Below are 12,598 nucleotides of genomic sequence, written 5' to 3'. Positions count from 1 at the left end.
TCAACGACTCAACGGCCTACGGGGATGACGACATGGGTGGGCAGGGGTGCGCTGCGGTCGATCTCGGCGCGGAACGGCACGCCGTCGTCGCGGCAGACGAACTGCATGACGTGGCGTCCGGCGGCGGCGGCGCGGATCAGGCCGCCGGTGGTCGCCCAGACGCCGGAGAGGTAGAAGTTCCGCAGCCCGGGCAGTACGGGGCCGTTGCGCTTCATCTCGGTCTCCAGCGTCTCGCCGCTGGTCACGAACGGCTGCCAGCCGAGCACGGTGCCGTCGTAGTTGCCGGTGTAGCGGACCTGGGTGAGCGGGGTGGAGACGTCCTTGACCGCGACGGCGGCCTTCAGGCCGGGGTGGCGCTGGTCGAGGAAGTCCACGATGGTGTCCCGGACTTGGCGCTTGGCGGTCTGGTAGGCCTTGCCGCGCCCGGTGGGCAGGGTGTGCAGTTCCTCGCCGCGGCGCACCCGGCTGGCCTGTTCGGGGCCGGTGCTGAGGGCCCGCCAGGGGGCGATGTCGCAGAAGTAGCTGGCGTAGACGACGGTCGAGTCGGGGGGCGACAGTTCGGGGTAGTGCCGGCTGCGGAACTGGACGTTGATGCTGGGGTGGCGGATGCCGGTCAGCGCGTCGGCCCGGTCCTGGTCCAGCAGGTATGTGGTGCACGGATCGCCCTCGGGGAAGGGGCGGCGCAGGCCGAGGAAGACGGTGACGTAGCCGGGGAAGACCATGCCGGGCCGGGTGATGGTGCTGGTGTACAACTCCCGGTAGGTGTCGCCGAGATAGCGGCCCTTGAGGAGGTCCATCAGGGTGGTGCGGCCGTCGGCGGCGGAGACCACGATGTCGGCGAGCAGTTCGCGCCCGTCGCTGAGCCGCACGCCGATCGCCCGGTCGTCCTCGACCAGCACCTCGGTCACCTTGGCGTTGTAGTGGATCTCGCCGCCGAGCCGCAGGTAGCGCTGTTCGATCGAGCGGGCCAGCCCGAGCGAGCCGCCCTCGGGGACGCCGGCGGACAGGTTGGCGTGGCTGGCCAGCTGGAAGTAGAACGGCAGCACCGGGAAGGCGGGGTGGCGTTCGTACAGGATGTAGTTGAACGCCTCGCGCAGCAGCGGGTGCCGGAACCGCGCCGAGTAGTCCGTCATCAGGGTGCCGATGGAGCGCCGGACGACGTTGAAGTAGGGCAGGAAGCCGGCCAGCATCCGCCAGCGCTCCACCGTCCCCATCAGGCCGACCGGCTTGAGGAACGGGTAACTCGCCAGGCAGGCGCGGAACTTGCGCAGCCCGGCGCAGAACTCCCGGATCGGGCGGGCGTCCTGGGGCGAGATGCCCAGCAGGTGGGCCTCGAGCCGGTCCGGGTCGGAGTAGAAGTAGACCTCGCCGTGTTCGGTGCGGACGATGTTGAAGACGTCGAAGTGCCGCATCTGCTTGCCCTGGAGGGCGCCGAGTTCGAGCCAGATCTGGTGCATCTCGTTGCCCGGTCCGCAGCCGAGCAGCCAGCTGATGCAGCAGTCGAAGGTGAAGTCGCCGCGGTCCCAGGCGGTGCAGCAGCCGCCGGGCAGTTCGTGCATCTCCACGACGGTGCTGCGGTAGCCGTTCATCTGTGCGTAGCAGGCGGTCGACAGTCCGCCCAGGCCGCCACCGATGACGATCATGGTTTCTCTGCGTGGTTCCGTCATGCCGACGCGCTCCAGCGGGCGAGTTGGGGCAGGTGTCCGAGCTTGCCGGGGTGCCAGGGGTCCTGGTTGTCGCTCTCCCAGGCCCGGAACTCCAGCCCGAGTTCCTCGCAGAGGTACTGGACGGCGAACCGGCCGCTGGACGCCGCGCGGATCAGGCCGCCGAGGCTGGCCCAGTGGCCGGCCATGGAGAAGCCGCTCAGTCCGGGCAGGCGCATCCGGTCCCGGTTGATCAGCTTGGTCACCAGGTCGTCGGCCCCGGAGAACGCCTTCCAGGCGAGGATGCTGCCGAAGCTGTTGCCGGTGTAGCGCTCCATGGTGGCGGGCGAGGCGACCTCGATCAGGTCGATGCGCTCGCCGATCCCCGGGTACCGCCGCTCCAGGAAGCCCCGGACCACGTCGGCGGCCCGCTGCTTCTCCGCCCGGTACGCCCGGCGGTCCCGGCCGCGCAGCGACTTCCAGTGGTGGTAGTCGCTGAAGTAGGTGCAGTGGATCACCGACTTGCCGGGCGGGGCGAAGCCGTCCGAGTAGTGCGAGCGCTGCTGCACCACCAGGCCGCGCTGGAGGGCGCCGGGCAGTTCGGCGGCCTGTTCGGCGGGGAGCAGGTAGGTGGTGCAGTGCGGGCCGCCGGCGTCGAGTTCGCCGTCGATGCCGAGGAAGACCGAGACCACGGCCGGGAACAGCGTGCCCGGCTCGTGCAGCACGTCCTGGTAGAGCCGGTCGATCCGCGGCCCGGTCCAACGGCCTTCCAGCAGACGGTAGATGGCGGTCTGTCCGTCGCAGGCCGCGACCACGTGGTCGGCGTAGTGCCGTTCGCCGCCGCGGAGTTCCACGCCGACCGCGCGCCCGTCCTCGACCAGGATGCGTTCGACCCGGGCGCGGTAGGCGATCTCGCCGCCGAGCGAGGTGTAGCGGTGCTCGACCGACCGTGCCAGGCCCAGCGAACCCCCTTGCGGGAAACCGGCGTTGAGGTTGCGCGCGGCGGCCATGCTGTACAGGTAGGGAAGCAGCGGGAAGCCGTCCGGGTCCTGGAACAGGATGTTGCGGAACGCCTGGCGCAGCAGCGGGTCCTGGAAGCGGTCGGCGAAGGTGTTGAGCGGGGTCGCCGCCGTCCGCCACAGCAGCCGGAACGAGGGCAGTACCTTCCGCAGGGTGGCGAGCTTCTCGCGGGGCGTCTGGAGGGCGGACGGTTTGAGGAAGGGGTGCAGGTCGAGCGCGGCGAACCGCCTGAGGTCCCGGCAGAACGCCCGGATCGGGCGGGCGTCGGCGGGGGAGAGGTCGAGCAGGTGGCGCTCCAGCCGGTCCGGGTCGTTGTAGAAGCTGACCGCCCGGCCGTGCTCGTCGACCACCCGATTGAACAGGTCGAAGTTGGTGACGCTCTTCCCGTCGAGGGCGCCGAGTTCCCGCCAGACGCGGTTGGCGTCGTTGCCCGGGGCGGTGCCGATCAGCCAGTCGATGCAGTAGTCGAACAGGTAGCCCTTGCGGGACCAGGCGGTGCAGCAGCCGCCCGGCAGGACGTGCTTCTCGAAGATCTGGGTCCGCATCCCGCTCATCCGGGCGTAGCAGCCGGTGGCCAGCCCGCCGAGCCCGGCGCCGATGACGATCACCCGGGGTCCGTCGTCACCCTGCGGCACCGGTCGCCCCTCCCGTGAGGATGCCGCGCGTCAGTTCCGCGTTGCGGGCGGCGAAGTCCTGGTCGAGCATTTCGGCGTGGCTGCCGAAGCCGCGGAACACGGTGGTCCGGGTGGTCGAACTGCCGTGCCAGGTGCCCTGGTTGCCCGCCGCGTAGAACGGGACCTTCTCCTGGTCCGAGATCACGCTGATCAGTGAGCGGACGGCGCCGAGGTTCGGTGTGCGGGCGCAGAAGTGCAGGTATTCCCGGGCCTGGCTGAGCGTCTCCTCGGCGACCAGGTCCGATCCGGTGTGCCGGCGCAGGTGTTCGCGCAGTTCGCGCTCGAAGGCGTCGAGGTGCTCGGCTTCGAGGGTGAAGGAGTCGGTGATCCGGTAGGAGTCCACGATGAGCACGTGAGGCACCTCGTGGGAGCGGCGTTCCAGTTCCTTGGCCACCTCGAAGGCGAGGTTGCCGCCGAGCGAGTAGCCGAGCAGCGTGTACGGGCCCTGCTCCCGGAAGGACTCGATCAGGTCGGCGTAGCGAGCGATCTTGTCCTCGCCGGTCAGGTAGTTGAACGCGACGAACTGGTACTCCGTCAGGTGCGCGGCGAGCTGCCGGTACACCAGGCCGTGCCCGCCGGCGGGCGGGAAGCAGAACACCGTTCCGTTCTCGTCGCCGGGGTTGAAGCGCAGGTACGGCTGGGCGCCGGCGATCCGGCCGGTGATAACGTGCTCCAGGGTCCGGGCCATGCCGCGCAGCGTGGTGGACTCGAACAGCAGGCTGACGGGGATGGAGACGTTGAACTCGGTCCGCAGGTGGTGGATCAGTTCGATCAGCTTGATCGAACTGCCGCCCGCCTCGAAGAAGTCGTGCTGAAGACCGACCCGTTCCACGCCCAGCAGGGACGTCCAGTGCGCGGCCATCCGTACCTCGAACAGCGTGGTCGGCGGCTCGGGTTCGCCGTCGCCCGGGTCGAATCGGGGGGACGGCAGCGCGGCGGTGTCGACCTTGCCGTTCGGGGTGAGCGGCAGGGCGGGCAGCTCGGTGAGGTGCGAGGGCGTCATGTACGCGGGCAGCCGGTCGGCGAGTTGGCGGCGCAGCTCGCGCTGGTCGGGCTGCGCGCCGGGCTCGGGGACGTAGTAGGCGCACAGCACGCCGCCGCCGTCGTCGTCGACCTGGCGCACCGTCACGGCGCAGGCGGCGATGCCGGGCAGAGCGGCCAGCTGGGTCTCGATCTCGCCGGGTTCGATGCGGTGGCCGCGCACCTTGACCTGGTTGTCGGCCCGTCCGAGCAGCCGTACGGTGCCGTCGGCGGCCCAGTGCGCCAGGTCGCCGGTCCGGTACAGCCGGACCGGGCGGCCGCCCGGGGAGCGCACGGTGAAGCGTTCGGCGGTCTGCTCCGGGTCGCCGACGTAGCCGTCCGCGACGCCCGCGCCGCCGACCCAGAGTTCGCCCGCCACCCCGGGTGGCACCGGCTCGCCGTGCTCGTCCAGGACGTAGAGCGCGCTGTTCGGGAACGGCCGTCCGATCGGCACCATCCGGCCCGGTTCGACGCCGTCGGCCGGGCCCTCGAACCAGGCGCTGTCGATGGTCGCCTCGGTCAGCCCGTAGGAGTTGACCAGCCGGGTGCCGGGGCCGCACAGCGCGTGCAGGCGCCGGTGCTCCTCGACCTTCCAGGCGTCCGAGCCGACGATCAGCAGCCGCATGAAGTCCAGCCGGTGGCCCTCGCGTTCGCAGTGCGCCAGCAGGCCGCGCGCCACCGCCGGGACGAACTCGGCGCAGTCGACGCGCTCCTGCACCATCGTCCGGTACAGCCGGGCGGTGTCGAACAGCAGGTCGCGGTCGACCAGCACCAGGTGGCCGCCCGAGCACAGGGCGCGCACCAGGTCGCCGGTGAAGACGTCGAAGGACTGGGCGGCCATCTGGAGGTGCACCCGGACCTCGCTGTCCAGCCGGTACTCGGCGCGCCAACCGGCGTACACCGAGGCCAGGTTGCGGTGGCTGACCCGGACCGCCTTGGGGCGGCCGGTGCTGCCGGAGGTGTAGATGACGTACGCGGGGGCGTCCAGGGCGACGGCCTCGGGGGCCGGGCCCTCGGGCGCCGCGTCCAGTTCGTCGAGGGTCAGCACCCGCGGGGCGAGGCCGGCCAGTTCGGGGCGGTCGCGGTCGGTGAGCAGCAGGACGGCGTCGGCGTTGGACGTCATGTAGGTGAGCCGGTCCACCGGGTGCCCGGGGTCCAGCGGCAGGTAGGCGCCGCCGGCCCGGAGCACGGCCAGCAGGGCGACGATCTGCTCCGGCGACTTGTCGAGGCACAGGGCCACCACCGAGCCGTCCCGGACGCCGAGTTGGCGCAGCTGCCCGGCGGCCCGGCGGCTGCGGCGGTCGAGCTCGCCGTAGTCGAGCCGCCGGACGGTGCCGTCCGGCGCCGGGAGGGTCACGGCGAGGGCCTCGGGCCGCTCGGCGGCGGCCCGGGCGATCAGCTCGTGCACCGGCAGCTCGGCGGGCTCGGTGCGCCCCGCGCCGCTCCACCGGTCGAGCAGCCGCTCCCGCTCGGCGGCGTCGAGCAGCGGCAACCGGTCGGCGGGCTGCTCGGCGGACGACCGGGTGAGCGCGTCCAGCAGGTTGCGGTAGTGCCCGGCCATCCGTTCCATCGTCGTGGGCTCGAACAGGTCGGTGTTGTACTTGAACACGCAGTGGTAGCAGCCGTCTGCCCGGTCCTGGTAGGCGGACAGTGTGATGTCGAACTGCCCTTCCTCCTCCGGGAGTTCGATGTAGTCCAGGTGGTAGCCGTACTTGTCGGTGGCCACCTTGTGGGTGAGCAGGATGAACATCGCCTGGAAGACCGCCGAGCGGCTCGGGTCGCGCTGCAGCCCGAGCTGCTCGACCAGCAGCACGAACGGGTACTCCTGGTTGTCCAGGCCGCCCAGCACGGTCTCCCGGACCCGGCCCAGCAGCTCGGCCACCGACGGCCGGTCGGCCAGATTCACGTGCAGCGGAAGCGGGTTGACGAAGTACCCGTAGACCGAGCCGAACTCCTCGCGGGTGCGGCCGGTGACCGGACTGCCCACGATGATGTCGTCCTGCCCGGAGTACCGGTGCAGCAGCAGGTAGTACGCGCTGAGCAGCACCATGAACACCGTGACATCGTGCTCGCGGGCCAACTCCTGCACGCGGGCGCTGAGTTCCTCGTCCAGCCGGAAGAACTCGGACGCCCCGTTGTGGGTCTGCACGGACGGGCGGGGCTTGTCGGTGGGCAGGCCCAGCACCGGCGCCCCGTCCGGCAGGTGGGAGCGCCAGTAGTCCAGCATCGGCTTGGCGTCCGGCCCCGCGAGCAGGCGGTTCTGCCAGTTGAGGAAGTCCAGGTAGCGCGCGGACACCGGCGGCAGCTCGACCCGGCGACCATGGCGCTGCCCCTCGTAGAGGGTGAACAGCTCGTCGATGAAGGTGAAGGTCGAGATCGCGTCCGAGACGATGTGGTGGACGGCCTTCATCAGCACCCAGCGGTCCGGGCCGCGCTTGAACAGCCGCAGCCGCACCAGCGGGTCCCGTTCGAGGTCGTACGGCTTGCGGTACTCCTGGACGATCATCCCGTGGATCTCGTCCCACTCCCGGCCTTGGACGTCGAACAGGCCGGTGTCCGGACGGGCCTCGGGGGAGATCAGCTGGACGGCCCGGCCGTCCTCCAGCACGAAGTTGGCCCGCAGGGCCGGGTGCCGCTCCAGCAGCACCCGGAAGGCGTCGAACATCAGCTCCGGGTCGAGCTCGGTGCGGATCTCCACCGCGCCGCCGATGTTGTACGCGAAGGCGTCCGGGTTGAGGTGCTTGAGGAACCACAGGGCCTTCTGGTTGTGCGTCAGCGGATACCGGTGCTCGTCGGTGTGCACCTCCACCTCGGCCTCCGGCGCGGGTCCGTCGGTCGCCGCCTTCTCCAGCAGTCCGGTGTACAGCCGCTCGACCAACTCGTCGAAGGGATCGCCGCTCAGCAGCGTCACCACCGGCAGGGCGACGCCCAGTTCGGCTTGGGTGCGGGCGCGCAGCTCCATCGCCAGCAGCGAATCCAGACCGAGGCTGTTCAGGCCCGCCGCCGGGTCGATCCGCTCCGGGTTCGCCCGCAGCACGTGCGCCACCAGCTCGGTGAACCGCTCCGTCACCAACTGGCGCCGCACCCCGGCATCGGCGGCCCGGAAAGCGGCCGGGAAACCCCCGGCCGGGGCGGCCTGCGGGACGTCGGCGGCGGCCGCCAGCTCGGCGACCAGAGCGGGCGGTGTGGCGTACCAGGCCTGGAACACCGGCCAGTCGACGACCGTGGCGACCAGCAGCTGCGCCCGGTCCTGCCCGATGACCCGCTCCAGCACCGCCATGCCCGCCGCCGGGGGCAGCGAACTCATCCCGCGCGCCTCGCGGTAGTGGCTCACCAGGCCCAGTTCCTCGATCATGCCCGTCGCCCACGGACCCCAGTCGATGCTCAGCGCGGGCAGGCCGCGGGCCCGGCGGTGGTGGGCCAGCGCGTCCAGGAAGGCGTTGCCCGCCGCGTAGTTGGTCTGCCCGGCGGTGGTCAGCACCGAGGCGATGGAGGCGAACAGTACGAAGTGGTCCAGCGGTTCCTCGCGCAGGTGCCGGTGCAGGATGTGCGCGCCGACCACCTTCGGCTCCCACGCGGCGTCGAACACCTCCCGGTCCAGCTCGGGCACCAGCGCGTCCCTGACCTGCCCCGCGAGGTGGAACACGCCCCGTACGGGCGGGAGTTGACGGCGCCGGTAGTCCGCCAGCCAGTCGGCCAGCGCCGCCTCGTCGGTCACGTCCAGCGGAACCGGCACGGGGTGCGCCCCCAGCGCCTCCAACTCCCGCAGGAACGCCACCCGTTGACCCGCCGCACTCGCCGGGTCGAGCTCCGACCACTGCTCGCGCGCGGGCAGCGCCGTCCGGCCGACCAGGATCAGCCGCCGCGCGCCGCGCCGGACCAGCGTCCGGCACAGCAGCCGCCCGAGCGCGCCGAACGCGCCCGTCACCAGGTAGGAGCCGTCGGCGCGCAGCCGCAGCGGCAGCGGCCGGGTGAGCCCGGCGGGCCGGCGCAGGCGGCAGGTGGCGCGCCGCTCGCCGCGCAGCGCGATCTCCTCCGCGTCCGCCACCGCCAGCTCCCGCAGCAGCGCCGCCGCCTCTTCGTGCGGCTCGGCCACCGCCCCCAGGTCGATCAACTTGCCGCGCTGTGCGACGAGTTCCTGCTGCCACAGCACCCGCCCGATGCCCCAGGCGGGCGCGCCCAGTGGCTCCACCGGCTCGCCCTCGACCACCGCTTGGGTGCCCCGGGTGACGATGTGCAGCCGCCCGCCGGGCCGGGCGGACGGCAGTACCTGGGCGAGCGCGATCAGCGACCAGCCGCCGAGGGTGCCGCAGTCCGCCAACTGCTCCCGGCCGACGGCGTCGAGCGACGGCAGGTCCAGGTTCCACAGGTGCAGCACGGTGTCGAAGCTGTCGTCGAGGTCCTCGAACAGCCGGCGCAGGTCGGCGGCGGAGTCGGGCCGGACGGTCGAACCGCCGTCACTGTAAAGGTAGTTGGCACCCGGCCGGACCAGGTGGCAGGTGCCGCCGCGCTCGCGGACCTGCGCGGCGAGCTCCTCGGCGAGACCGGCGGCGTCGGCCAGCACCACCAGCCGCTCCGGGGCCGGCGCGTCGGCGTCCGCCAACGGCTGGTCGATCCAGACCGGTTCGGCCAGCCAGCCGTCGATCGCGGCCAGACCCGCGGAGGCCGAGGCGCCCTCGACGCCGGCCGCGCGGAAGCCGGTGACCCGGCCGAGCAGGTCGCCGTCCTCGGCGTACAGCGTGAGGTCGCCGATCAGCTCGTCCCCGCTCTCCCGGGTGACGGTCGCGTGCACCCAGAACGGCCGGTCGCCGACCCGGTCGAGGCTGACCTCCGCGATGGACAGCGGGAGCCGGATGCCGCTCACCGGGCTTTCCTCGCCGAGGAGTTGAGGCGTCAGCAGGGCCTGGAAGCAGGCGTCGAGCAGGGTCGGGTGGACGTGCGCGGCGTCGGCGTCCGCCGGGCGCGGCTCGGACGGGCAGATCCGCGCCAGGGCCTCCCCGGGGCCGATCCAGACCTCCTCGATGCGCTGGAACGCCGGGCCGTAGCCGTAGCCCAGTTCGGCGAGCTCCCGGTAGCAGCCGGCCCGGTCGAGCCGCCGGGCGGAGCGTTCCCGAATCGCGGGCAGGTCCGGCGCGGCGGCGGGCCCGCGGCGCTGATCGGTGCGGACCACACCGGCGGCGTGGATGGTGCGCTCGGCGCCGACCGAGGCGACGGAGAAGCTCACCCCGTCGGAGTCGAAGCCCAGTTGGACGGTCGGCGGCAGCGACTCGGAGAGGAACAGCGCCTTGGGCAGTTCGATGTCCGCCAGCACCGCCCGGTCGGCGCCGGTCAGCACCCGTACCGCCTGCGCGGCCATCTCCAGATAGCCGGCGGCCGGGAACACCGCGGCGTCCTCGATCCGGTGGTCGGCCAGGTACGGCAGCCGCTCCAGGTCGAGCTGGACCTCCCAGGTCGGCCGGACGTTCGCGGTGCGGCGGCCCAGCAGCGGGTGGTCGAGCCGCCCGAGCCGGATCTGCTCGACCGGCTCCGGCTCCACCCAGTACCTGTCCCGCTTCCACGGATAGCCCGGCAGTGGCACCGGGCGGCCGCCGGGGTGCAGTGCCTCCCAGTCCAACTCGACGCCCAGGTTGTGCAGTTCGGCCAGCGAGCGGGCGATGCGCTCCGGCTCGTCCTCCTCCCGGCGGATCGACGGCACCGTCCAGCCCGCCGCCTCCCGGCCGTCCAGGCACTCGCGGATCGCGTGGCCGAGGACGGGGTGCGGGCCGATCTCCAGGAACAGCTGGTGGCCGTCGTCGACCAGCAGGTCCACGGCGGAACGGAACCGCACCGGCTCGCGGACGTTCTGCCACCAGTAGTCGGCGTCCAGCTCGGTGCCGTGGGCGCGCCCCTCGCGGGCCGTCAGATAGAGCGGAACCTCGGCCGGGCGCGGCTTCAGGTCGGCGAGCGCGGCCAGCAGTTCATCCCGGATCGGGTCCATCCGCACGCTGTGGTACGGCACTTGGACCGGCAGGAAGCGGGCGAAGACCTGCTCCCGCTCCAGCTCGGCGGCCAGCTGCTTCAGGGCGTCCAGGTCTCCGGAGAGGGTGACGGAGGACGGGCTGTTGACGGCGGCCACCGACACCAGGTCCTGGCAGGGCCGGATCCGGCGGGCGGCCTCCACCTCGGTCAGGCCGACGGCGAGCATCCCGCCCGTCCCGGCCAGGCGGTGCTGGAGCCGGCTGCGGTGCAGCATCACCGCGACGGCGTCGGCGAGTTCGTGGACGCCGGCCTCGTGGAACGCGGCGGCCTCACCGGTGGAGTGCCCGACGATCGCGTCCGGGCGCACCCCGTAGCTGCGCCACAGCGCGGCCAGGCCGAGCTGCACGGCGAAGTTGGCGGGCTGGGCGAGCCAGGTTTCGGCCATCCTCGACTCGGCCTCGCCGCGCGCGAGTTCGTCCAGCAGCGACCAGCCGGCCTGCCGGCGGATCTCGGCGTCGCACCGTTCGACCGTCTCGCGGTACACCGGCTCGCTCTCGAACAGGCCGCGGCCCATGCCCCACCACTGCGGGCCCATCCCGGTGAACACCCACACCAGCCGCCGCTGCGCGCGCTCGAGCCGTCGGCCGGTCAGCACCCGGGGGTGCGGCTCGCCCTGCTGGTGGGCGGCGAGCGCCTCGTCCAGCGACGCCGCGGACTCCGGCCGGTACACCACCGACAGGCGGTGCTCGTGGTGCTCGCGGCGCCGGGCCAGGGTGTGGCCGAGGTCGGCGAGGGCCACCGGCGGGCCGTCCGCGCCGGCGAGCTCCTGCCGGATCCCGGCGGCCAGTTCGGGCAGGCCTGCCTCGTCCCGGGCGCTCAGCGGCAGGACGGTCCAGCTGGGCACCCGTGCGGGCGGGGCGGGCGCCTCGCGCACCGGCGCCTCCTCCAGCAGCACATGGGCGTTGGTGCCGCCGAAGCCGAACGAGTTCACGCCCGCCCGGGCCGGGCCCTCGTGCGCGGGCCAGTCCACCGCCCGGGTCGGGACCTCGAACGGCAGCGCGGCCCAGTCGATCGCGTCGGTGGGCCGCTCCAGGTTGATGTGCGGCGGAATCCGACGGTGCTTCAGCGCCAGCACCGTCTTCACCAGCCCGGCGATGCCGGCCGCCGCCTCGGTGTGCCCGATGTTGGTCTTCACCGAGCCGACGTAGCACCGCGCGCCCGGCGCCCGGCCGTCGGCGAGGACCTGTCCCAGCGCCTGGGCCTCGATCGGGTCGCCGACCGGGGTGGAGGTGCCGTGCGCCTCCACGTACTGCAGGCTGCCCGGCGCGATGCCCGCCTCCGCGCAGACCCGGCGGACCAGGGTGACCTGGGCATCGGCGTTGGGCACCGTGATGCCGTCGGTGCGGCCGTCCTGGTTGACGCCGCTGCCGAGCACCACCGCGTGGATCGGGTCGCCGTCGCGCAGCGCGTCCGCCAGGCGTTTGAGCGCCACCACGCCGACGCCCTCGGCCCGGACGTAGCCGTCGGCCGTCGCGTCGAAGGCGCGCGAGCGGCCCTCGGCGGACAGGAAGCCGCCCTTGGTCTCGGCGATGGTGTACTGCGGCGCCAGGTGCAGCAACGTGCCGCCGGCCAGGGCGAGATCGGTCTCGCCGCGCAGCAGGCTCTGCCGGGCCAGGTGCAGCGCCACCAGCGAGGAACTGCACGCGGTGTCGATCGATACGCTGGGGCCGCGGAAGTCGAAGCAGTGCGAGATGCGGTTCGACACCATCGTCATCATGGTGCCCGTCGCGGTGTGCGCGGCAAGGGTGTCGAAGGCGAGGTCGGCGAACTGCAGGATCTTGTAGTCGAGGGTGAACGCGCCGACGTAGACGCCGACTTCGCGTCCGGCGAGCAGGCTCGGCAGCTGTCCGCCGTCCTCCAGCGCCTCCCAGGCCACCTCCAGCAGCTTCCGCTGCTGCGGGTCCATGTGGTGGGCCTCGCGCGGGCTGATGCCGAAGAACTCCGGGTCGAACTCGTCGACGCCGTCGATGTATCCGCCGCGCCCGGCGATCAGCCGGCCGGGCTTGGCGCGGTCCCGGCTGGCCAGGGTGGTGGTGTCGTAGCGGTCGGCCGGGGTCGGGACGATGCAGTCCCGGCCCTCGATCAGGTTGCGCCAGAAGCTCCGGTGGTCGCGGACGCCGCCGGGAAACCGACAGCCGATGCCGATGATCGCGATCCGGTCCTGGGGTTGGTCGGTCGAGTCCGTCATGGTCCAATCCGTGTCTCGTGGCGCCCCGGCAGGGG

Annotated in this window: 3 protein-coding genes; all 3 read right to left on the bottom strand. The window is 72.5% G+C overall.

Annotated elements, in window-relative coordinates:
• Window positions 1-8 precede the first annotated feature (8 nt).
• Genes ACIHEI_RS05290 through ACIHEI_RS05280 form a run of 3 tightly spaced genes read right to left on the bottom strand, consistent with a single transcriptional unit; the run spans window position 9 to window position 12,563 of the window.
• Complete coding sequence (locus ACIHEI_RS05290) at window positions 9-1,643, bottom strand: phytoene desaturase family protein (RefSeq protein WP_396605868.1); 1,635 nt, start codon at window positions 1,641-1,643, stop codon at window positions 9-11.
• A gap of 20 nt (window positions 1,644-1,663) precedes the next feature.
• Complete coding sequence (locus tag ACIHEI_RS05285) at window positions 1,664-3,298, bottom strand: phytoene desaturase family protein (protein WP_392950434.1); 1,635 nt, start codon at window positions 3,296-3,298, stop codon at window positions 1,664-1,666.
• On the bottom strand, window positions 3,285-12,563 hold the full coding sequence (locus ACIHEI_RS05280) for an amino acid adenylation domain-containing protein (RefSeq protein WP_396605679.1): 9,279 nt from the start codon (window positions 12,561-12,563) through the stop codon (window positions 3,285-3,287). Before ACIHEI_RS05280 ends, ACIHEI_RS05285 begins: the two co-directional genes overlap by 14 nt.
• Between the last annotated feature and the right edge of the window lie 35 nt (window positions 12,564-12,598).

The sequence above is a fragment of the Kitasatospora sp. NPDC051984 genome, from assembly GCF_044593455.1.
GTDB lineage: Bacteria > Actinomycetota > Actinomycetes > Streptomycetales > Streptomycetaceae > Kitasatospora.
The sequence above is the reverse complement of the archived record's forward strand: the minus strand, read 5'-3'. Positions and strand labels throughout refer to the sequence as shown.

Coding starts and splice junctions, on each gene's coding strand:
- ACIHEI_RS05290 (WP_396605868.1), bottom strand. CDS start 1,643: ATGATCGTCATCGGTGGCGGCCTGGGCGGACTGTCGACCGCCTGCTAC.
- ACIHEI_RS05280 (WP_396605679.1), bottom strand. CDS start 12,563: ATGACGGACTCGACCGACCAACCCCAGGACCGGATCGCGATCATCGGC.